Origin of the sequence: Yersinia sp. IP36721 (assembly GCF_003634395.1) — a bacterium.
GTDB classification, from domain to species: domain Bacteria; phylum Pseudomonadota; class Gammaproteobacteria; order Enterobacterales; family Enterobacteriaceae; genus Yersinia; species Yersinia entomophaga.
Genome location: NZ_QCZL01000023.1, coordinates 46,117 through 68,714, shown reverse-complemented (window position 1 = coordinate 68,714; position 22,598 = coordinate 46,117). Strand labels below are relative to the sequence as shown.

Here is a 22,598-nt window from a genome sequence, read left to right as displayed (position 1 = left end):
CGTAGGGATGAGAACCGTAAAGGTTCGAGCCGAACGAAGTGAGACAGCAACGCGAAAGCGTTGACCCGTAAGGGTGAATCCGCTTGACGAATTATCCCGCACGACCCAGCATTCCCTTCTAGTTCAGTCAACTCCCCAAAGAAAGAACAATCTCATACTGTACGATTTGTGTGGTGCGATAACACTTCATGCCAGTTTTGAACAACGCTTGCGTTGGCCCGAAGGGCGAGTATCAGGATGATACGAGTCACCTGCGTTCAGATTCGATCCGTGAGTTGTGAGTCTGTGAAAATAGTCAGGCTTAAACCTTTTATCTCAGCTCTGTTATTAATAGCCTCCAAATCGTCTCTCTATGGCGCTGTCAGCGATCAAATACTTCCTTTGCCACCTAAGTCTTTTTCATAGACTGCGCCAGATACGGGCTGCTGTGGCTCTTTCCATTGGATCTAAACCTGGTTGACTCGTCGATCATAATTCTAAGCTCGGTAAAACCATAAATAGAAACGATTCATCTACTATTTTTAACTCTATTAAACATATTTCGCATATATCAACAAATTCGGGCGACTTTCACTCATGTTTTGGGTATTTTGTTTAGGATAAAAAACAAAATCCCTTATTTTATGTATAACAGCGTGAGTAACCGGTGTTTTTCCATATACCTTGCGATGAGATGTGAGCGATGAGCGAAATTTTTGATATAAATGCGGCGATTTATCCCTTCCCGGCAAAGCCGGCGCCCTTAAATCTCGATGAGAAGGCTTTTTATCGTCAGAAGATCAAGATGTTGCTGAAGCAGCAGGATGCTGTATTGGTCGCTCATTACTATACCGATCCTGAGATCCAATCGCTGGCGGAAGAAACCGGTGGTTGTGTGGCCGACTCTTTGGAGATGGCTCGCTTCGGCAACACGCATCCGGCTTCTACGCTGCTGGTTGCCGGGGTGCGTTTTATGGGTGAAACGGCAAAAATTCTTAACCCTGAGAAGCGGGTATTAATGCCTACTCTCAACGCCGAGTGCTCTCTGGATTTAGGCTGTCCGGCCGATGAATTTGCTGCGTTTTGCGATAGCCATCCTGATCGTACCGTTGTGGTGTACGCCAACACTTCCGCAGCGGTTAAGGCGCGGGCAGACTGGGTTGTGACATCCAGTATCGCCGTTGAGCTGATTGAACATCTGGACAGCTTAGGTGAGAAAATTATCTGGGCTCCGGATCGTCATTTAGGCCATTACGTGCAGAAGAAAACCGGTGCGGACGTACTCTGCTGGCAGGGGGCCTGTATCGTCCATGACGAGTTTAAAACTCAGGCGTTGATGCAGATGAAGGCGCTACACCCGGATGCTGCCATTTTGGTGCATCCGGAGTCTCCTCAGGCCATCGTCGATATGGCCGATGCTGTGGGTTCCACCAGCCAGCTAATTCAGGCGGCTAAAACGTTACCGCAGCAAAAACTCATCGTTGCCACCGATCGCGGTATCTTTTACAAAATGCAGCAAGTTTGCCCAGAGAAAGAATTATTCGAAGCCCCGACAGCCGGTGAAGGCGCTACCTGCCGAACCTGCGCCCATTGCCCGTGGATGGCGATGAATGGCCTGCAGGCGATTGCTGAAGGACTTGAGCGGGGCGGGGCACTGCACGAGATACATGTGGATGAAGAATTACGTCAGCAGTCGCTGATTCCGCTTAATCGCATGCTGGATTTCGCCAATCAGCTAAAATTGCAGACACAGAGTAATGCCTGAATTCCTTAATCCTTATTATTGGCGAGAGCTATGGGTTTTCGGAAATGGTTCGTTAAAGCAACGGATTGATAAATAGAAAGTTTGGCAAGTCTAAAGAGGCCGCTTCGGCGGTTAACTAAAAGGATTATCGGATGGACTTTTTCAGTACGGGTAACATATTGGTGCATATCCCGCTGGGCGTACAAGGATACGATTTATCGTGGATTGAAGCCATTGGCACTTTATTTGGTTTGCTGTGTATTTGGTTCGCCAGCAAAGAGAAAATTATTAACTATCTGTTTGGCCTGATTAACGTGACGTTATTTGCCGTCATTTTCTTCCAGATTCAGCTGTACGCCAGCCTGTTGCTTCAAGTGTTCTTCTTTGGTGCCAATATTTACGGTTGGTATGCGTGGAGTCGTCAGACCACCGATAATCAGATCGAGCTGAAAATTCGCTGGCTTTCACTGCCAAAAGCGTTGGGATGGGGCGCTGTGTGCGTCATCGGTATTGCACTGATGACATTCAATATTGATCGCGTCTTTGCCTGGCTGACAGGAATAACCGTCGCCATTATGCAGGCATTCGGAGCCAACGTTCAGGTGCCGCATTTGGAACCGGATTCTTTCCCGTTCTGGGACTCAACCATGATGGTGTTATCCATTGTGGCAATGATTCTGATGACGCGAAAATACGTGGAAAACTGGCTGGTTTGGGTGGTTATCGATCTGATTAGCGTGGTGATTTTTACCTATCAAGGCGTTTACGTGATGGCGCTGGAATACGTCATCCTGACGTTGATTGCCCTGAATGGCTCGTGGCTGTGGATTAAAGCCGCCAGAGAGAATCATTCGCAACCATTAGCCGTTCAGAGTTAAGTCAGTATTTACTTTTCATATAAAGGCCTGACAGCGGCATTGCGGCTGCTGTCAGGCACGGATACTAACGATTTAGTGGTGATGATGGTGAGCGCTAGCGGAAGTCGCGGCTTGATTAATATCGCAGTCTGGTTCTTCACAGTGCTGATATTCCATCTGAATCGTGGCGTGCCCAATCTGATAGTGATGCAGTAAATAATGCTGAATGCGTTGCAGCAACTCATCGTGATCGCGCGGCGGAATCACCTGCACATGCAAGGTCATCACCCGTTGTTCACCGACTTTCCATAGATGCACATGATGAACGTTACGGACTTCACTAATATTCAGGCAGAGCGATTTGCGTAATTTATCGATATCCACATCCTGCGGTGCGCCTTCCAGCAATTCATGAAAACTCTCTTTCAGCAGGCCCCACGCGCTGCGTAAAACCAGCATTGAAACCAGCACGGACAAGATCGGGTCGATAGGCATCCAGCCGGTGGTTAAAATCACAATTGCCGCCACAATTGCCCCGACAGAGCCTAAAAAGTCACCGATAACGTGGAGCATGGCAGCGCGGACGTTGATATTTTGCTCCTCGCCATCGCCGCGCAAAATCCACAGAGAAAATAAGTTGGCTAACAGACCAGCAACGGCGACGATCAGCATTGGCGTGCCCATCACCTCATGCGGCGTAAAGAAACGGCTAGCGGCTTCCCATAAAATAAATACCACGATCAGTAATAACGCGGCTGCATTGACAAAGGCGGCTACCGTCGTTAAGCGCAGATAGCCAAAGGTATGGTTGGCGTCAGGTTTACGGCGAGAAAAGCGAACCGCCATCAGTGCGATAAATAGCGCGGCTGAATCAGTCAGCATATGGCCGGCGTCTGCCAACAGAGCCAGTGAACCAGATAGCCAGCCACCTATCGCTTCCGCAACCATAAATACGGTCGTCACGATAAAGGCGATAAGTAGGCGCTTACTGTTACTGTTTTTCGGGGAGTTTGGAGTTGTTGTCATCATTCATCCTGGATTTTGACAAAGCAATTTACGACAAAACCTAGCTGATACTTTGGGTTATCAAAACCATCTGCTGATGGTTTGCTAAGTGAGTATTGAAGATATCTTATTCAACTTATCAATTGTTTCATCTAGTATCTTCAATAACTGAGTATAGGTTTCCTCGGTAATTTTTCCCTGCTGGCATTGAATAACTACCTGCTGACACAATTCAGCCTCTGGCGCGTGCTGTAAAATCAGGAAGCTGCCTTTAGTTCTATGGGCGGCTTTCTCTATAGTGGAAAGAGAAGCATCTGGCTGGCTAAGTAGCTGTTTATCCTGGATGAGGGAATCGAGCAGCGTGCTAGTCAGTTTGTGCATCATCTCACTATTTTGATGCGCCAATGATTGGAGAGTTTTCTCCAGATCGCTGAAATCGGTCGGTGCAGCAAGAGTGGTCGCTTCCACACGTAAAATATTTTCAATGGCAGCCAGAGATATGGGTTTGGTCAGCCAGTGATCAATCGCCACTTTTCCCGGCAGAATTCGGGTGAATTCTTGCACATCGGCAGAACAAAGAATGATTTTTGCCGGAGCTTGATCTTGCTGACGTTCGATATAGCGGATGATTTTTGCCAGCGTAAAACCGTCCGGATGCGGCATATTGTAATCAATAAACAATAAATCAAAGGGTTGCTGGCGGTGGGCTTTAAGGAAATCTCGACCATTCTCAAACAATTCTGACGACATACCTAAGTGGTTTAGCTGTTGCTGCATAAGCAGTAAATTGGTTGGATGGTCGTCCACAACCGCGATTCTTAACGGTTGTAGCGCCGTCAATGGCACCTGCGATTGCTGTGACGGCAGGCTAACCGCCGGTTCTTCCTCTGTTAGGGTGGCGGGCAGGCTGATGTCTACCTGCGTACCCTGACCGTATACCGAGGTCAAGTTAATCTCGCCTCCCATACGTTCAATGATTTCTTTGCAAATGGATAAACCTAAACCGCTGCCTTGTACCGACAAGCTTTTGCTATTTCCAGCGCGATAAAATGGCTGGAACAGGTGAGGCAGGTCTTTGGCGGCGATACCGCAGCCGCTGTCTTTAACCTGCAATAATAGTTTGCCGTGGGTATCTGTTTGAGGCTGCCACTGAATATTGACGTTAATTTCTCCGCTTTGGGTGAATTTAATCGCATTGGTAATCAGATTATTGATCACCTGAAGCAGTCGGCCTCCATCCACCAAAATCGCCCCCGGTAAGGACTCACTCTGGCTGACAGCGAAGCTAATTGGGCGCATTCCCAAAAGCGGTTGATAAACGGCGCGGATATGCCCGATCCACGGTTCCAGTGGCGTCGGTTTAGGATTCAGTTGCAGGCTGCCGGTTTCGAGCTTGGCGTAATCCTGTAAGTCATTGAGCAAGCTCAATAAGGATGAGGCCGAACTGTATATCACCGGTAAGTTATCCTTCTGATGATTAGCCTGCTTTAACTCCAGCTCCAGCAACCCCAGAATAGCGTGCATCGGCGTGCGTAATTCGTGGCTAATCATCGCCAGAAAACGACTTTTCTTACTATTGGCGGCCTCTGCCTCGCGGCGCGCCTGTTCCAACCAATTCCGCTCCCGTTGCTCTTTTCGCTGCTGAATGAAACGTCGTAGCAATACAAAGAGTAACCCGGCAATAATCAGCCCCAGTAAGGTTAGCAACCAACCGGTTTGCGGTATCATGCGATTATCATTCACCGCATCTATCAAACTGCTGCGATCCGAGGTCCAGCCTTCGCGCAGCGATTGCAGAGTGGCTGGCGGAATTTGCAGCAGATTTTTATTGAGAATAGACAGCAATAGTGGCGTGTCACGGCGCACGCCAAACGCAATGGGATAAGCGATGTTGTTAGCGGCAAAGGCCAGTTTTATCGCGCCGGCATAGCGAGATAGGACAATAAAGTTGGCGGAAATTACGTTATCAATCAATGCATCGACCTGACCATTCGCCAGAGCATTGTAAAGGGCTTTACTGTTCTCAAAACTGACTACGCTAAAACCGTCGGGAATCAGGTGTTGCCCCAAATTTCCATTCACTACGCCAATACTCTTCCCCTCTAAATCCTTCCAGGTAGAAATATTGTTAGCGTATTCGCTTACATAAACGCCCCACAAAGCCCGATGAATGGGAGTGGTGCTGTCGTATTGTTCTTTAAAACCCCGGGTTAATGGCAATACGGCTCGGAATAATGCCTGTTTATCGCTGACCTGCTGGTCTGCCTGTTGCGGGTTGCTGCTCCAGACCGGAGCGAATTCCAGCCCGGTATTTTGAGCTATGATATTAATAATATCAACGATATAACCATGAGGCTCGTCGTCAGAACCTCGATAGCTGAAAGGGTAGTCATTTTCGATTGCGGCATAGTAAATCCGCGGATTTTTCTTCACCCATTCCTGTTCCAACTGCGAAAGGTCGGCGTTGCCGGTATCCAGATAGCTGGGAATTTTTTTGCTCCAGCGATTCTGAATAACATTGGCCATCGACATGGGCAAATTGCTGATAACCTGATCGAGCATCTCAATTAACGGTTTATCGGTAGAGGCAAAAACAAAGGATAAATTGCCTAATTTAATCGCGCTTTCAACCTGATAGATCTGCCCGAGCTGTAGCTGATCGATAATAAAACTGGCGCTGGTTTCATCGGCAATAAAGTAATCATTGGTGCCATTTAATAATGAGTAAACCGCCTGTAAATTACTGTCGAATAAGCGTACGTTGGCCGTCTGGCTATTTATTTCGTCATAAGCCTGCATACCGGTAATTTTGCTGATGGCAATTCGGGCATTTTCCGAGTTCAGCATAATGGAACGGTTATTTTGCCGGTTGCGCAGTACGCGTAAATTACTGACGTAATAAGGGGCAGAAGAGAACAGGTTAGGCGTAAAGGCATTTTGCGGTATGCCAAATAGCAGGTCGATCTGTTTGTTTTTAATTGCCAGATTGAGCTGCGCCAGATCGGTAAAGCCGTAAATGGCAATATGGGCACCGGTGGCTTGATGAATATAGTTTAGATAGTCGGCGTTCAGGCCATAGAGATCGTCATCAACGATAATATTGTAGGGGCTGAGGTTATCGCTCAAAATCCCCACACGCAGGGTTTTGCCGTGCCAGTCATTCTTCAGCGTAGCAAAGGTCTGATCGGTGGGGACGTTGATGCTACTAACCAGATTATAGCGTACCGGTTCGGCGGCAATCGCTCCCGTAGGCAGGCAGAACTGAATAAGGGTCAGGAGCAACCAAATGAATTTCATGGCTGTAGATCGTTAAATACGGCAATTAATTCAAGAAGATTCGCCGCCCCAGTTTTATTCAAAATATTCTTTTTATGCGTACTGACGGTTTTATTACTGATGTTTAACATTTGCGCAATATGCAAATTGGAGTTCCCTTTCGCTAATAGGCCCAATATCTGGATTTCTTTTGGCGTGAGATTATGTTTTTCATAATTATCTGCCGAGGTAACAAAAGAAATTTCTTCCGGGAAAGCGGTATTACCTGCGAGTACCTGGCCTATGGCATCTAACAGGTGAGTCATCTGGCTACCTTTGTGCACAAATCCTTGAGCACCGGCGCTGTGAGCCATTTTAGCGTATACCTCTGTCTCTTGCGAGGTATAGACGATCACCGGAAGCTCGGGGTAATGGCGTCGAATTCTGCGCAGGAATTGCAGGCCGTCTACTTGCGGTAAGCCGATGTCGAGGATCAGCAATTCAAAAGGCTGTTCGGCTAGACGCTGGACTGCCTGCTGGTCGTCGGAGACACTTTGCAATTGATAAGGAATGGCCGATTGAAGCAGCGCGGCTTCAAGGGCGACGTGTACAACGGGATGGTCATCAACTAAGAGCAGCCTTGGCATAGTGTCCTTTTATCCTCTGATATATATATCATCCCAAATAATAACTTTGCTAAATTCATTATGAGTGAGATAAGTACAGACGAATAGGGAAATATTTATAATTGTTAATAAAATAACTAATTAAAATAAGTATATTTCCTATAGATAGCAAACAAATAAGTATCAATGTTTCTGATCGGTAGATACAGGTTATTTTTAGCCGCATATGCGCCTGGCGGAGGGCTGGATTTAGGGACTGAACCTAAGTGGTATACCTAAAGCGATAAAGTAGATTTACAGCGTTCCATTGACAGGCTAGATTGGTTGAAACCTCAAATATGCAATGATTGTCATAAGACTGAATGGAAGAGCTATGAATTACCAGAATGATGATTTACGGATTAATGAAATTAAGGAACTCCTGCCCCCTGTTGCGCTGTTAGAAAAGTTCCCAGCCAGCACTCGCGCGGCAGAAACCGTCGCTCAGGCCCGCAATGCGATTCATCACATTCTGCGTGGTGCGGACGATCGTCTGCTGGTGGTTATCGGCCCTTGTTCAATTCATGACACTGAAGCAGCAAAAGAATATGCTGCGCGCTTGCTGAAACTGCGGGAAGAACTGAGCGGTGAGTTGGAAGTGGTTATGCGCGTGTATTTTGAAAAACCGCGTACCACCGTGGGCTGGAAAGGCCTGATTAACGATCCGCACATGGATAACAGCTACGATATCAATGAAGGCCTGCGTCTGGCGCGTAAACTGCTGTTGGATATCAATGACAGTGGATTACCAGCTGCCGGTGAGTTTCTGGATATGATTACGCCGCAGTATCTGGCTGATTTGATGAGCTGGGGCGCTATAGGCGCGCGAACTACCGAATCTCAGGTGCATCGCGAGCTGGCTTCTGGCCTGTCTTGTCCGGTTGGTTTCAAAAATGGCACCGATGGCACCATTAAAGTGGCGATTGATGCGATCAATGCCGCGGGTGCACCACACTGCTTCCTGTCTGTGACGAAATGGGGCCACTCCGCTATCGTTAACACTGCCGGTAACAGCGATTGCCATATCATCCTGCGCGGTGGTAAAGAGCCAAATTACAGCGCTGCGCACGTGAGTGCGGTGAAAGAAGGGCTGAATAAGGCCAATCTGGCAGCGCAAATCATGATTGATTTTAGCCATGCCAACAGCAGCAAACAATTCAAGAAACAAATGGAAGTTGGCACCGACGTATGTCGTCAGGTAGCTGAGGGCGAAAAAGCGATTATGGGCATGATGATCGAAAGCCATTTGGTGGAAGGTAATCAGAGTCTGGAAAGCGGTGAGCCGCTGGTCTATGGCAAAAGTATCACCGATGCCTGTATTGGTTGGGAAGATACTGAAGTTCTGCTAAAACAGTTGGCAAACGCGGTGAAAGCCCGTCGCGACTAACAAATTGACGTAGAAATAGTGGGTATCAGTGAGTACCGAGAATAAAAACCCCGCCGGAGCGGGGTTTTTTATGGATGAAATTCATCCGGCGAATTACTTCGCTTTACCTTGGTTAGCCACGGCAGCTGCTTTCGCTGCGATTTCGTCGGCATTGCCCAGATAGTAACGTTTGATTGGCTTCAGATTTTCGTCAAATTCATAAACCAACGGCACGCCAGTTGGGATATTCAGCTCAAGAATTTCATCTTCGCTCAAATCGTCCAGATATTTAACCAGCGCACGTAGAGAGTTACCGTGAGCAGCAACAATAACGCGCTCACCGCTAGCGATGCGCGGTTTGATTTCTTCGTTCCAATAAGGAATAACGCGTTCGATGGTCAGTGCCAGACTCTCGGTCGTTGGCAGCTCTTTGTCAGACAGTTTTGCGTAACGCGGATCGTGTCCTGGGAAACGTTCGTCTTCTTTGCTCAACTCTGGCGGAGTGATGGCAAAGCCACGACGCCATTGTTTAACCTGCTCGTCACCGTATTTTGCAGCGGTTTCAGCTTTGTTCAGGCCTTGCAGCGCGCCGTAATGACGTTCATTCAGTTTCCAGGATTTTTCGGTAGGCAACCAAGCCTGGTCCAGTTCATCCAGAATGCTCCACAGGGTGTGGATAGCGCGTTTCAGTACGGAGGTGTAAGCGAAGTCAAACGTGAAGCCTTCGTCTTTTAACAGCTTACCTGCCGCTTTTGCTTCGGTACGGCCTTTTTCTGACAGATCAACGTCATACCAGCCAGTGAAGCGGTTTTCGTTGTTCCACTGACTTTCGCCGTGACGTACCAGAACCAGCTTTGTTACTGCCATAGTTCGAACTCCTCAGATGTCTAACTTATTCAATGATAACTATTATCATTATATTGCGGGATTACTGCGAACAGCAATCGATTGTGTTTAACCATAGCCAATTTTTTGCCGCAAAGTAAGACTCTTTGCCGAATCGATTCGTCTATAAGTCTATGCAGCGAACAAACGGGGTACTAAACATACCCCGCAGCGCCACATCTAGCAATGAAACTGGATTACGCAGCTTTTTTCAGGCAGGTGCTCATGAAGGTTTTGCGACTATCGCCTTTCAGATCTTTGGTTTTGGCTTCGGCGTTACAGGATTTCATTTTTTCCTGCTGCGGTGTCATTGCCGCCGGTGCCACTGGTGCACCGGCTTTCAGGCAGGTGCTCATGAATTTCTTACGGTCGTCACCTTTCAGCGCCTTGCTGGTGGCTTCGTGGTTACAGTCAGTCATTTTTTTCTGCTGTGCCAGTTGAGCCGGAGAAGGCGTTTTTGCCGTATCGGCAGCCATTACGTTTGCGCTGAGCAAAAGCCCCGCGGATAACAACCACAATGTAGTCAGGCGCATAACATTTCCTTTTGGTTCAGTAAGCAGAATGAATATCGATCCGTCGCGAGCCATTAACACAGGCTGATTTCACGATGAGAGATAGCTACCTCAAATCATGGAGTTGCCTGTTATTGGCTTTACGGATGACTCTAAGCGTAGTCGGCGTCGTTGAGGAAGGGTAGGAACGGGCGAAAAATCAGTTATATCTTATGCCAGAAGGCGGGGTGAAAGGAAAGAAAACTCTCCGTAAACAATATGTTACGGAGAATGTGTGGTCGTGAATACTTTATTTTAAAGGTATTACAGCGCCGTAAATTGATAAACCGTGGTCGCGCGGTAGCGTTTGTCCGGAGTGACCCAACAGTCGGGCTGTGGCCATTCCGGATGATTAGGGCTATCGGGTAAAAATCCACTTTCCAGCGCTATACCTGCATAATTAGCGTAAGTTCCGCCGAGTCGAGCGGGTGTTCCATTCAGGAAATTACCGCTATACAGCTGTATTGCCGGTGCGGAGGTAAATACGCTCATTTTGACTTTGCCATCGGCTGACCATACATGAGCCGCAGGGCTGTCGATTGCGCCGCAGGTTCGGTGGAGCAAATAGGCGTGATCGTAGCCTTTAACCCGTTGTTGGCAGGGATCTTTGAGGAAATCCTGTGCTAGCGTTTTTGGCTGGCGAAAATCCATACCGCTGTGTTCTACGCTGGCTAAAGGTTCCGCCGGAAGGCCTGTAGTGTCCACCGGCAGGTAACGATCGGCGAAAAGTTGCAGCCGATGTTGTCGTGCGTCGCGACTTTTGCCATCCAGATTGAAATAGGCGTGGTTGGTCAGATTAATTGGGCAAGGCTGGTCGACCGAGGCCTGATAATCAATTTCCAGCCGATTGTCATCGGTTAACCGATAGTGAGTTTCGACGATCAAATTGCCAGGAAAACCCTGATCGCCATCAGGGGAATGCAATTGATAACAAACCTGACGTTTATCCTGATGAATAATCTGCCAGCGCCGGGCGTGGAACCCTTCCGGCCCGCCGTGTAACTGGTTTGGACCACTGTTGGCGACCAGAGGAAAAACCTGTCCGTTACGCTGCAATTGAGCCTGAGCAATGCGGTTGGCGTAGCGGCCCACGGTGGCACCCAAATAGGCACCTTGCCGCGGGTAATCTTCCGGATTCGGGCAGCCTAGCAGCAATTCACGTCGGCCCCCATCGTTAAGCGGAAAAACAGCCGAAAGCCAGGTTGCGCCCCAGTCCATCAGGCTCACCGACATGCCTGATTTGTTGCGTAATTCGGTTAACTGGAACGGCTGGCCGTCCGGCGCTAATGCATTTTTCAGCATATTCCGGCTCCTGCCGAAGCCTGACAAACATAGAATGTTTCCCGCATACCGCCGGTTTTTTGCGGATATTCCAGAGCGACGGTCGCACGTACTTGCTCGACTAAATCCTGAGGCATCAGCGCGACAATGCAGCCGCCGAAGCCGCCTCCGGTCATACGGACACCACCTCGCTCACCAATGACAGATTTCACAATATCGACCAACGTATCAATGGCTGGCACGGTAATTTCGAAATCATCACGCATGGAGATATGAGACTCCTGCATTAGCTGGCCCATTAATGTCAGATCGCCAAGAGCCAGAGCATCGGCGGCAGCCTGCGTGCGCGCATTCTCACTAATAATATGGCGTGCGCGTTTGGCAACTATCGGTTCCATTTCGCTCTGATTGGCCCGGAACTGTGCCGGAGTGACGTCGCGCAGGGCTTTTACACCAAAGAAGCGAGCGGCAGCTTCGCATTGTTGGCGACGAGTGTTGTACTCGCTATCGACCAGACCCCGCTTTACATTGGAATTGATTATGACTACGGCGACGTTTTTTGGCATAGCAACCGGGCGGGTTTCCAGCGAGCGGCAGTCGATCAGCAACGCCTGATCCTGCTTGCCCAATGCCGAGATTAATTGATCCATAATGCCGCAGTTACAACCGACAAACTGGTTTTCTGCTTCCTGACCGTTGAGCGCCAGTTCCACGCCGCTGAGCGGGAGCTGATAGAGTGCCTGGAATGCCTGACCTACCGCGACTTCCAACGATGCAGAGGAACTTAAACCGGCACCTTGAGGCACATTGCCGCTGATCGCCAGATCGGCACCGCCAAAATCACGGTTTCGCAGCAACAGATGTTTCACCACGCCGCGCACGTAGTTGGCCCAGCGCAGTTCAGGGTGGCTAACGATAGGTTCATCGAGAGAAAATATATCTTGCTGGTTATCATAATCTGCGGCAATCACACGAATCTGTCGATCATCACGTTTCGCCATGCTAATAACCGTGGCGTAATCGATCGCGCAGGGCAGCACGAATCCGTCATTGTAATCCGTGTGTTCGCCAATCAAGTTGACCCGACCGGGTGCCTGAATGGTCAGGGGGGGTTCTTTGGTAAAAAATTGGCGAAAAACGGCCTGGGTATGTTGTTTTAAAGACATTATTGAACTCCAGCTTCTCGATAATGAACATCACTGACTGCCCGCAGGTGCTCAGCCGCCTGTTCAGCCGTAAGATCGCGCTGGCTTTCCGCCAACATTTCGTAACCCACCATAAATTTTCGCACCGTAGCTGAACGCAGCAGCGGCGGATAAAAATGCGCATGTAATTGCCAGTGGCGATTGTCTGTATCGTTGTAGGGCGCCCCGTGCCAACCCATGGAATAGGGAAAGGAGCAGGAGAATAAATTATCGTAGCGGCTGGTCAGTTTTTTCAGCGCCAGTGCCAAGTCGGTCTGCTGTTCCGAGGTGAGCTCATCGATCCGCATGACCTGGGCTTTAGGTAGCAGTAAAGTTTCATAAGGCCAGGCGGCCCAATAAGGCACGACGGCCAGCCAGTGCTCGGTTTCTACCACGGTTCGGCTGCCGTCGGCGGCTTCCCGACGGACGTAATCCAGTAACAGTGGCGATGAATGCTGTTCAAAATAGTTTTTTTGCAGCCGATCTTCTCGTTCGGCCTCGTTGGGCAGGAAACTGTTGGCCCAGATTTGACCATGGGGGTGCGGGTTAGAGCAGCCCATCGCCGCGCCTTTATTCTCAAAAACCTGGACCCACGGATAGGATTGGCCTAATTCCGCGCTTTGCTCCTGCCAGCTTTTCACCACGCCGGCCAGTTCAGGCAGAGAAAGTAACGGCAGGGATTTACTGTGATCGGGGGAGAAACAAACCACCCGACTGGTACCGCGCGCGCTTTGGCAGCGAATCAGAGGATCGGCGGTTTCCGGCGCATCGGGTGTATCCGGCATCAATGCGGCGAAATCATTGGTAAATACATAAGTGCCGGAATAATTCGGGTTCGCATCACCGGTCACCCGTAAATTACCCGGACACAAAAAACAATCAGGATCGTGAGCGGGCTGTTCTCCCGTGGTCAATGGTTCTTGCTGCCCTTGCCACGGGCGCTTGGCCCGATGGGGAGAAACGAGAATCCATTGATCGCTCAATGGATTATAGCGACGGTGTGGATGATCCACGGGATTAAAGCCAGTCATTTTTCTTCCTTAATCAGGATAACCTTGAGGATTTTGTGATTGCCAGCGCCAGGTATCGATAGCCATTTCGTCCAGTGAGCGCTGTACGCGCCAATCCAGATCCTCGGCAGCTTTGGTTGGGTCTGCCCAATAAGCGGCAAGGTCGCCTTCTCGACGTGGAGCAAAATGGTACGTCAGCTGTCTACCGCAGGCTTTGCTGAAGGCATTCACCACGTCCAGCACGCTGTGGCCGCGACCGCCACCGAGGTTATAAATATGTACTCCAGCTCGGTTGTGGCATTTTTTCAGTGCTGCAACGTGACCATCGGCTAAATCTACAACGTGAATATAATCTCGCACAGCGGTGCCATCGGCGGTGGGATAGTCATTGCCGAAAACGGCCAGAGAATCGCGTCGGCCGACGGCGACCTGCGCAATAAACGGCATTAGATTATTGGGTACACCCTGCGGATCTTCGCCCATCAGCCCGGACGGATGGGCGCCAACCGGATTGAAATAGCGCAAAATAGTCATGTTCCATGCGGCATCGGCACGCTGGAGGTCTTGCAGAATATTTTCGACCATCAGTTTGCTTTTGCCGTAGGGACTAGAGGGAATGCCCGTGGGGAAGCTTTCGACATAAGGGATCTTGGGTTGATCGCCGTAAACCGTGGCGGAGGAGCTGAAAATAAAGTTTTTAACCCCGGCTGCAGCCATAGCTTCCAGCAATACCAGCGTGCCGCAGACGTTATTATCGTAGTAGGCCAAGGGTTTATTTACCGATTCGCCGACGGCTTTTAAACCGGCAAAGTGAATCACTGAACCGATAGTATGCTGGCTAAAGATATGATCCAGTAGTGCGCGGTCGCGAAGGTCACCCTGATAAAACAGTGGCGATTGCCCCGTTAATTGATGGATGCGTTTTAATACGCTGGATTTGCTGTTGCATAGGTTGTCGATAACGATTGGCGTATAGCCCGCTTCAATTAGCTGCACACAAGTGTGGCTGCCTATGTAACCGCTACCACCTGTCACTAAAACATACATACAAAGCTCCTGAATCGTACTTATGAGATGAAGATACCACGCCAATAACGGTAAAAAAGTGATCTAACATCAAAAATGGAATCGTTTACACTCATATTCAATAAGGCATTGAACAGCAGGCATACAGTCAGTCTGAAGGGCATAAGAGGGGAGGAATAAGTGTAGCATTATGGTAACGCTTTCATCCACCTAACCGACAGGAATGTCCTGCCGGTTGATGAATTCAGTGTGGCAGATCTGCCTAGTGATGCAGTGCCAACGGGTAGGTAAAGAACAGCAGATGAGTCAGATTCAGCGCGAAATGGAAGGCAACGGCGATCCACAGGCGGCCACTCCACATCCATGCCAGACCGTAAATCACGCCGGCTAGCGCTGCGAAGACCATCAACAGGGGGCCTCCGGGATAATGCGCTGCACCAAATAGTAATGAAGCAATAATCAGAGCGGGAAATGCACCAAGCCACTGGCTTAAACGCTGTTGCAGGTAGCAGCGGAACAGCGCTTCTTCAACCAGACAGACAAAGAACAGGTTGCCGATAACAAAAGTACCGAGCCATTCTGGCGTGTGCAGTTCGATTTTCAGGCCGCCTAAACCCACTGCCAGCAGCAACAGTGCTGGAACAGCCAGCACCAATACAGCCCAACCGACTTTCCCTACGGAAGGATGTTTTTTAGCAACAAATAAGCCCGGCAAGCAGCTTAACAGAACAAAGGGAATCAGAGCTTTGTCCAGATTGTAATACATTGAGAACGGGGCGCTGAGTGGCCCGATCTGCACTTTATCCAGTACTTTCAGATTGTTGAAACCCGGAATGTAATGGAAGAACAGCGCCACAGAAGCCGCTACCAATAGCAACTCTAATCCGCCCGCCAGCCAGGTTATCTGGCGGTATTTTTGCAATGCTAACGAGGCGAGCAGAATTAACAACAGTGCGGTGATGGCCGGTAAGGTCAGTACGCCGGTCGCAGTGGCAATACCTAAAGTAATAGCCAAAAGTAACAGGGCGATGATCCGGTTAAATGGCAAAAAGAGTAACGAAGCAGCAAGAACGCCCCACATAGACTAGTCCCTTTATGTGTTGAATTTAGTGATAGATTCAGCGCCGATAGCCCTGGCACTGAATGTAAATCCGATCGATGTCTATCGATCGGCATAAATAATAACATAATGAAATGGATTAAAAGGTCGGGTCAGTTGTCGACAAGCCGATTTGCCAGTCCGAACTGCGCCAATTGCCCTTAAGGTAACGCTCTAATCAGGCAGTTGGCTAAACTGGTAGCGATAAATATCGCCGTCGGCAATAAAACTTAAACGATGAGTTATGCACTCTGGCGCGTCTTCAGCGTGATGAGAGACAAATAACAGCTGGGTTTCTCCTTCGCCAATCATGACATCAATAAAACGCCGCACTAACAAACGGTTCAGCGGATCCAGCCCTTGCAACGGTTCATCTAATATCAACAGTGCCGGATGTTTTACCAAAGATCTGGCAATCAGCGCCAGCCGTTGCTGTCCCCATGACAGACTGTGAAACGGCTGGTCAGCTGCCGCGCCGGACAAACCGAGCAACGCCAACCATTTATCTGCCAACTGCCGCTGTCGATCGGAAACTGTCTGATAAATACCAATGGAATCAAAGAAACCGGAAATAATCACATTACGCAGGCTGGCGCTGACGCGATAATCCAAATGCAGGCTGCTGCTGACATAACCGATATGGCGTTTGATATCCCAGATGGTTTCCCCGCTGCCGCGACGACGACCAAATAGCGTCAGATCATTACTGTAGCCCTGCGGATGGTCGCCGGTAATCAGGCTCAGTAGCGTGGATTTTCCCGCTCCGTTTGGGCCAATAATCTGCCAGTGCTCGCCGCGATTTACCTGCCAGCTCAGATTGTGCAAAATGGGACGGTCGTTGTACTCCACCACGCCATTTCGCAGAATAATTAACGGATTATCTACTGCTAATGAAGGTTGTTGCTGCGGGTCTTCTGCTTCCGGCAGGGATAGTCCATCCAAGTTTTCACTGTGAGCCAGTTGGGCGACTAGGGCTTCGGCTAAAACCTGCTTACGTTCACCTAAACTGACTAAATGGCAATCGGCCAATACTCCCACTTTTTGAATAAAATCAGGAATATCATCGAATCGGTTGAGCACTAATATCAGCGTCACGCCTTCAGCGGACAGTTCCGCCAGATGTCGCGCCAGCTGTTCTCTAGCGGCGACATCCAATCCGTCAAAAGGCTCATCCAGCACTAACATATCAGGCTGCGGCATCAGAGCCTGACAGAGCAGGGTTTTGCGGGTTTCTCCGGTAGAAAGGTATTTAAAGCGGCGAGATAACAAATGACCGATACCAAACTGCTGCGCTAACCGCTGGCAGCGCTGCGGGTTGGTGACCTGATCCTGAATAATTTCCGCGGTGGTACGGCCGGTATCGTCTTCATCCTGACTGAGCATATCGGTATTGTTGCGTTGCCATTCTTCGCTGACTAACTGCTGAAGTTGCTCGAACGATAAACGCACAATATGCCGAAAATCGCTGCTGCGACTGCCGGTCAGGAGAATTAACTCATCGGAGAGCGCTCTGGCTAACGCTGATTTACCGCTGCCGTTAGCGCCGACAAAGGCCCAGCTATCACCAGAGTGAATATGCAGATCTGGAAGATTCAGCGTTCGGATATCGCTTAAACGAAAACAACCTTGCGCTATATGCAACTCTGACATCATTCCTCCCATTTTCCGCAACGTATTTACGTTAAGGGATAAGCGGATTAGTGGGGAAAGTCAAATGACAAATCTGCACGACTGCGCCGGTAACGCAGCGTACAGATAAGGAAACTGTGCTAACAAAGCGTGGCGATAATGACTCGATCGGCGTTGAACTGGGCGATAACTTGCGCGCCATTATGTAGATTCAGTTTATGTAACTCTTGATTGGATAAGGTGGCGCACAAACTGGCTCCGCCGTGAAGGGTAACAATCACTTCACTGTAGTCGCTTCCTGGCTCTATGCTGGCGACGATGCCGGGCAATGAGTTGTCTGCTGCTCCTGCCAGCGCTGGATCGGTGGCTAATTTCACCCAAGGGGCCTTAATCAGCGCCAGCACCTCTTTGCCTGTTGCCAGTTGCAGGCGATCGGCGCTTTGTTGAGTGACAGCGGCGGAAAGACGAGTTTTTCCATCTGCCAGGAGAATATTGATGTGTTGCTGAACCTGATGATGATCCCGCTCAGTGACCGTGCCAAAGAACTGATTGCGGGCGCTGGTTTGTAAGGAGAAGCGGGAGATTGCTGCTAGCAGGCTGTCCAGCGGCAGTGAATCATCTTTCAAGGTATCGAAAGCTTTTTGCTGAATTTGCTCGAGTAATTCGTAAAGTTGAATCAAGCGTTCGCCATAGCGGGTTAAACGCGCGCCGCCACCGCCTTTCCCTCCGGTTGCGCGATCCACCAGCGTTTCTTCGGCCAGAGTATTCATTTCATTGATGGCATCCCAGGCACTTTTATAGCTAATGCCCGCCAGCTTGGCTCCTTGACTGATGGAACCTGTCAACCTGACCTGCTTGAGTAGGGCGATGCGGCGCGGGTCAGCAAAAAGACGCTGCTGAAGCTTTAGCGTAAGAAGAATTTCGGCTTGCATGGTCATTTTGGCTCCGGCAGTAAAAGCGCCATTGTGACCGATTGGCGTGCGGGGGCGCAAATCGCACTTTTGGCTGGTTACATTTTTTTGTCAGTTGCTAAAATAATAGGGCTTATTCACTTCAAATATGGTTTAAAGTGAATTATTGAAAGTGGTGTAGTATACCGCTCAACGAGCAGTTAAATGAGGCTACCATCGTGGAATTATTGAAAAGTTTGGTCTTTGCCGTGGTTATGGTACCGGTGGTAATGGCCGTTATCCTGGGGCTGATTTATGGTTTAGGTGAGGTGTTTAACGTCATCTCCAAAACAGGCCACGGTAAAGAACGGGGCTAATGACATGCTCCTTCTGCGTTGAGTTTTTCTTCGCAGCGACCTGAAATTCAAGAATGCCCGGTTGATTTCCCCAATTGGTTTAGCTGTTGCACAAGTTGCGGCCGTTAAACGAAAGGGTTTCAACCGGGCGTTTTCGTTTCTGTTATCCCACGTTATTTCTGCCATTATTTCTGTCCTATCGCTAACAACTCAAGATCTGTCACAGCTTGCCGATAAACTGCATGACCCTGTTATTTGCTTACGTTATATTGTTCATTACATAACGATATATTCACTCGGAGCAGAAAATGAAAAAACAATGGGGTAAATGGGCACTAGGCGCGGTTGCGGCTGCAACTTTATCTGGGCAAGCCGCGGCGGCTGAAAATATCACCGTCTTCGCTGCCGCTTCTCTGACCAATGCGCTACAGGACATTTCCAGTCAGTATCATAAAGAGAAAGATGTCGACGTGGTGGCTTCTTATGCCTCTTCATCTACGTTGGCCCGCCAGATTGAGCAGGGCGCGCCCGCCGATCTGTTTATCTCTGCCGATCAGCAGTGGATGGATTATGCCATTGATAAAAAGCAAATTGTTGATAATACCCGCTACACTTTGCTCGGTAATAAATTGGTGCTGATTGCGCCAAAAGACAGCAAAATTGATAAAGTCTCCATCGATAAACAAACCGAATGGAAAAAACTGTTAGACGGCGGTCGTCTGGCCGTGGGCGATCCGGATCATGTACCCGCTGGGATTTATGCAAAAGAAGCATTGGAATATTTAGGTGCCTGGACAACTCTCTCTCCGGAAATGGCTCGTGCTAACAACGTGCGTAGCGCGATGGCACTGGTTGAGCGCGCAGAAGCGCCTTTGGGTATTGTTTACGGCTCTGACGCCATAGCCAGTAACAAAGTGAAAGTTGTGGGTGTATTCCCGGAGCAAAGTCATAAGCCGGTTGAATACCCAATGGCAATTGTCAAAGGCCATGAGAACGCCACGGTTAGCGCTTTTTATGATTATCTGAAAGGCCCAGAAGCGGCGGCTGTTTTCAAACGTTATGGATTTACCCCACGCTAATGATATTGAGTGAGTATGAATGGCAGGCGATAGTGCTTAGCCTGAAAGTTTCGGGCGTCGCTGTCGCCTGTAGTCTGCCGTTAGGCATTCTGATGGCATGGATTCTAGTCCGCTGCCGTTTCCCCGGTAAATCATTGTTAGACAGTATTATTCATTTGCCACTGGTGCTGCCGCCGGTGGTCATTGGCTATTTATTGCTGATCAGTATGGGGCGACGCGGTGTAATAGGCGAATGGCTATATAGCTGGTTTGGGATTAATTTCAGCTTTAGCTGGCGCGGAGCGGCACTGGCCTCGGCGGTGGTTGCCTTCCCGCTGATGGTGCGAGCCATTCGGCTGGCGTTGGAAGCGGTGGATACCCGATTGGAGCTGGCCGCCCGTACGTTAGGTGCCAATCCGTGGCGGGTGTTTTTCACTATAACTCTGCCACTTTCCCTACCCGGTGTGATTGCCGGTACGGTGCTGGCATTTGCTCGTTCACTGGGGGAATTCGGCGCCACTATCACCTTTGTATCCAATATTCCAGGGCAAACCCGAACTATCCCGCTGGCCATGTATACCTTGATCGAAACACCGGGTGCCGAAGCGGCTGCGGCGCGGCTGTGCGTGATCGCTATTTTGCTGTCGCTGGTTTCGCTGTTGCTCTCCGAATGGTTAGCGCGTTGGGGTAAAAAACGCATGGGGGCCGCATGTTAGTACTGGATTTTAGCCAGCAACTGGGCGACCTGAATCTGCAGGTCAACGCCGAACTGCCTGCGCAGGGCATTACGGCCATTTTTGGGCTGTCCGGCGCGGGGAAAACCTCGCTGATTAACGTGGTGGGTGGGTTAAGCAAGCCGCAGCAAGGCCGGGTTGTGCTGAACGGTCGGGTGTTGGTGGATGCGGAAAAACAGATCTATTTACCACCAGAGAAACGTAAAGTCGGTTATGTGTTTCAGGATGCACGCCTATTCCCGCATTATCGGGTACGCGGTAATTTGCAATACGGCATGGCGGCATCGATGCGTTCCCAGTTCGACACCATCGTGAATCTATTGGGAATCGCGCCGTTATTATCCCGCTTTCCCATGACGTTATCCGGCGGTGAAAAACAGCGGGTAGCGATTGGCCGCGCTTTGCTGACTGCGCCGGAGTTGCTGTTGATGGATGAGCCTTTAGCCTCGCTGGATTTACCGCGCAAGCGCGAGTTACTGCCTTATCTGGAGCGTTTGGCTCATGACGTCAATATTCCCATTCTGTACGTCAGCCATAGCATGGATGAGATTTTGCGGCTGGCGGATCGGGTGGTGGTCATGGATGCAGGAAAAGTGCGCGCAGTCGGCGGTTTAGAGGAAGTCTGGGCCAGTAGCGCTTTGCGCCCTTGGCTACAGCGAGAAGAACCGAGCAGCATTCTGCGAGTGGCGGTGATTGGCCATCATGAACGTTACGCTATGACCGCGCTGGCGTTGGGCGATCAGCGTTTGTGGGTAGGTCATGTGGACGCCGAGCTGGACAGTATGCTGCGGATTAAAATCAACGCTGCCGATGTGTCTTTGGTGTTACAACCGTCGCATAACAGCAGTATTCGCAATATTATTCCGGCGAAAGTGGCGGAATGTCTGGACGTAGACGGTCAGGTTGACGTGAAGCTAGCGATCGGGGAACAGTGGCTATGGGCGCGAATTACTCCGTGGGCGCGCGATGAACTGGCGCTAAAACCGGGTCAATGGGTGTACGCTCAGATCAAAAGCGTTTCGTTTAACCGCAAAGGGGAATGACGGGAAGTTTGTTGCCCGCGCGCGATTTTCCTCAGGTCTTTATCAGCGAAAAGGCTCCATAAGTGGAGCCTTTTGATGAATCAATTCTGGATTTCCGAACTCATCACGCTAATACATGCTGACGAATGGCGGCGGCGATACCCGGCTGCTCGTTATCCGCGATCACCAGATCGGCACGCTGTTTAATGGCATCGGCGCTGTTACCCATTGCCACGCCCAAACCGGCGGCTTCCAGCATACTCAAATCGTTAAAGTTATCGCCGAAGGCAATGACTTCCTTCATGCTCATTCCTTGAGATTCAACCCACTGCTGCAGACGCTTGCCTTTACTATTGCCTGCCTGTGCAACATCCACCTGATCGTGCCACGACCATTCGCAAGCCAGACCCAATTCGTCTTCCACCATAGTGGCGAAGGCTTGCAGTTTGTTGGTATCGGCGTGGGATGTGGCGAATTTCCAGATGGAACTGGCGCTGCGAGCCGCGTCGTGCAGGCTATTCACATGTACGATCGCCGGACGCTGATGTTCAGGTAAATTTCCGGCCCAGTTAATCGAGCGGCTAACGTGGCCGTTAAGATGTTGATACAGCATGGCGTCATCCACGTACATCAGGCCATGAATCTCGGCGTGATCCAGTAGCTGAATTACCTGAACCGCCTGTTGAGCTGATAGCGGATCGGAAGCTAATACCTGCTTCGCCTGATAATCGTAGAGATAGGTTCCGTTGCAGCAAATGGCTGGCGTATCTAGCGCTAAAGCCTGATAAAACGGGTGAATCGCCACGTGATGACGGCCGGTCACCACCACCACTTTCACTCCGGCGGCGCGGGCTTCAGCCAATGCTGACAGCGATTCTGGCAGGATACGTTTCTGGTGATCTAATAGGGTGCCGTCCAAATCCAGAGCAATTACGCGATAGGTCATAGCGGTCTCATCATTTATTCGATTATTAATACACATTGAACCGATGTTACACCGGA

Annotated in this window: 20 protein-coding genes and 1 other RNA gene; 8 read left to right on the top strand and 13 right to left on the bottom strand. The window is 49.8% G+C overall.

Annotated features, from left to right (window positions below; all coding sequences use genetic code 11):
• The 3 genes from DBA33_RS16430 to pnuC form a co-directional block, all read left to right on the top strand.
• Window positions 1-111: non-coding RNA, RtT sRNA (locus tag DBA33_RS16430), on the top strand; the annotation flags it as partial.
• A gap of 571 nt (window positions 112-682) precedes the next feature.
• Window positions 683-1,744: a quinolinate synthase NadA gene (gene nadA / locus DBA33_RS16425; protein ID WP_064512538.1), complete on the top strand. Its 1,062-nt coding sequence runs from the start codon at window positions 683-685 to the stop codon at window positions 1,742-1,744.
• Between the two features lie 131 nt (window positions 1,745-1,875).
• On the top strand, window positions 1,876-2,601 hold the full coding sequence (gene pnuC / locus DBA33_RS16420) for a nicotinamide riboside transporter PnuC (protein WP_064512541.1): 726 nt from the start codon (window positions 1,876-1,878) through the stop codon (window positions 2,599-2,601).
• A 72-nt stretch (window positions 2,602-2,673) separates the two neighbouring features.
• Here the strand turns inward: pnuC and zitB are convergent, their stop codons facing one another.
• The 3 genes from zitB to DBA33_RS16405 form a co-directional block, all read right to left on the bottom strand.
• Window positions 2,674-3,606, bottom strand: a complete 933-nt coding sequence (gene zitB / locus DBA33_RS16415; protein ID WP_064512543.1) for a CDF family zinc transporter ZitB — start codon at window positions 3,604-3,606, stop codon at window positions 2,674-2,676.
• A gap of 84 nt (window positions 3,607-3,690) precedes the next feature.
• A complete protein-coding gene (locus DBA33_RS16410) occupies window positions 3,691-6,882 on the bottom strand; it encodes a transporter substrate-binding domain-containing protein (RefSeq protein ID WP_064512546.1) in 3,192 nt (1,063 codons plus the stop codon).
• Window positions 6,879-7,487: a response regulator transcription factor gene (locus tag DBA33_RS16405; RefSeq protein WP_064512548.1), complete on the bottom strand. Its 609-nt coding sequence runs from the start codon at window positions 7,485-7,487 to the stop codon at window positions 6,879-6,881. The genes DBA33_RS16410 and DBA33_RS16405 overlap by 4 nt, the downstream gene beginning before the upstream one ends.
• Before the next feature lie 352 nt (window positions 7,488-7,839).
• On the opposite strand from DBA33_RS16405, the gene aroG reads away from it, so the two are divergent.
• Window positions 7,840-8,892, top strand: coding sequence for a 3-deoxy-7-phosphoheptulonate synthase AroG (gene aroG, locus DBA33_RS16400; RefSeq protein WP_120806832.1), 1,053 nt, complete (start codon window positions 7,840-7,842; stop codon window positions 8,890-8,892).
• A gap of 93 nt (window positions 8,893-8,985) precedes the next feature.
• Here aroG and gpmA read toward each other — a convergent pair whose 3' ends face one another.
• The 9 genes from gpmA to modE all read right to left on the bottom strand — a co-directional run bounded on the left by gpmA (window position 8,986) and on the right by modE (window position 18,468).
• Window positions 8,986-9,738: a 2,3-diphosphoglycerate-dependent phosphoglycerate mutase gene (gpmA, locus tag DBA33_RS16395; RefSeq protein WP_049596709.1), complete on the bottom strand. Its 753-nt coding sequence runs from the start codon at window positions 9,736-9,738 to the stop codon at window positions 8,986-8,988.
• Window positions 9,739-9,953: 215 nt separating this feature from the next.
• Window positions 9,954-10,289: a PsiF family protein gene (locus DBA33_RS16390; RefSeq protein ID WP_064512556.1), complete on the bottom strand. Its 336-nt coding sequence runs from the start codon at window positions 10,287-10,289 to the stop codon at window positions 9,954-9,956.
• Between the two features lie 282 nt (window positions 10,290-10,571).
• Entirely contained in the window at window positions 10,572-11,609 is a 1,038-nt protein-coding gene (galM, locus tag DBA33_RS16385; protein ID WP_064512558.1) for a galactose-1-epimerase, read from the bottom strand.
• Complete coding sequence (galK, locus tag DBA33_RS16380; protein ID WP_120806831.1) at window positions 11,603-12,754, bottom strand: galactokinase; 1,152 nt, start codon at window positions 12,752-12,754, stop codon at window positions 11,603-11,605. The genes galM and galK overlap by 7 nt, the downstream gene beginning before the upstream one ends.
• Window positions 12,754-13,803 carry a galactose-1-phosphate uridylyltransferase gene (gene galT, locus DBA33_RS16375; RefSeq protein ID WP_064512563.1) on the bottom strand — a complete coding sequence of 350 codons (1,050 nt, stop codon included), beginning with the start codon at window positions 13,801-13,803 and terminating at the stop codon, window positions 12,754-12,756. Before galT ends, galK begins: the two co-directional genes overlap by 1 nt.
• A gap of 9 nt (window positions 13,804-13,812) precedes the next feature.
• Window positions 13,813-14,829, bottom strand: a complete 1,017-nt coding sequence (gene galE / locus DBA33_RS16370; protein ID WP_064512565.1) for a UDP-glucose 4-epimerase GalE — start codon at window positions 14,827-14,829, stop codon at window positions 13,813-13,815.
• Between the two features lie 241 nt (window positions 14,830-15,070).
• A complete protein-coding gene (locus DBA33_RS16365) occupies window positions 15,071-15,889 on the bottom strand; it encodes a CPBP family intramembrane glutamic endopeptidase (RefSeq protein WP_064512567.1) in 819 nt (272 codons plus the stop codon).
• 192 nt (window positions 15,890-16,081) lie between these two features.
• Window positions 16,082-17,557, bottom strand: a complete 1,476-nt coding sequence (gene modF / locus DBA33_RS16360; RefSeq protein WP_120806830.1) for a molybdate ABC transporter ATP-binding protein ModF — start codon at window positions 17,555-17,557, stop codon at window positions 16,082-16,084.
• 119 nt (window positions 17,558-17,676) lie between these two features.
• Complete coding sequence (gene modE, locus DBA33_RS16355) at window positions 17,677-18,468, bottom strand: molybdenum-dependent transcriptional regulator (protein ID WP_064518197.1); 792 nt, start codon at window positions 18,466-18,468, stop codon at window positions 17,677-17,679.
• A 194-nt stretch (window positions 18,469-18,662) separates the two neighbouring features.
• Between modE and DBA33_RS16350 the strand changes: the two genes are divergently transcribed.
• The 4 genes from DBA33_RS16350 (at window position 18,663) to modC (ending at window position 21,617) form a co-directional block, all read left to right on the top strand.
• Window positions 18,663-18,803 carry an AcrZ family multidrug efflux pump-associated protein gene (locus DBA33_RS16350; RefSeq protein ID WP_064512572.1) on the top strand — a complete coding sequence of 47 codons (141 nt, stop codon included), beginning with the start codon at window positions 18,663-18,665 and terminating at the stop codon, window positions 18,801-18,803.
• A 287-nt stretch (window positions 18,804-19,090) separates the two neighbouring features.
• Window positions 19,091-19,861, top strand: a complete 771-nt coding sequence (gene modA / locus DBA33_RS16345; protein WP_120806829.1) for a molybdate ABC transporter substrate-binding protein — start codon at window positions 19,091-19,093, stop codon at window positions 19,859-19,861.
• The gene (gene modB / locus DBA33_RS16340; RefSeq protein WP_049596699.1) at window positions 19,861-20,556 is read left to right on the top strand and encodes a molybdate ABC transporter permease subunit; all 696 of its coding nucleotides are present in this window, start codon (window positions 19,861-19,863) and stop codon (window positions 20,554-20,556) included. Before modA ends, modB begins: the two co-directional genes overlap by 1 nt.
• The gene (gene modC, locus DBA33_RS16335; protein ID WP_064512576.1) at window positions 20,550-21,617 is read left to right on the top strand and encodes a molybdenum ABC transporter ATP-binding protein ModC; all 1,068 of its coding nucleotides are present in this window, start codon (window positions 20,550-20,552) and stop codon (window positions 21,615-21,617) included. The genes modB and modC overlap by 7 nt, the downstream gene beginning before the upstream one ends.
• A gap of 103 nt (window positions 21,618-21,720) precedes the next feature.
• On the opposite strand, the gene DBA33_RS16330 is transcribed toward modC, so the two are convergent.
• The gene (locus DBA33_RS16330) at window positions 21,721-22,542 is read right to left on the bottom strand and encodes a pyridoxal phosphatase (RefSeq protein ID WP_064512578.1); all 822 of its coding nucleotides are present in this window, start codon (window positions 22,540-22,542) and stop codon (window positions 21,721-21,723) included.
• Window positions 22,543-22,598 lie beyond the last annotated feature (56 nt).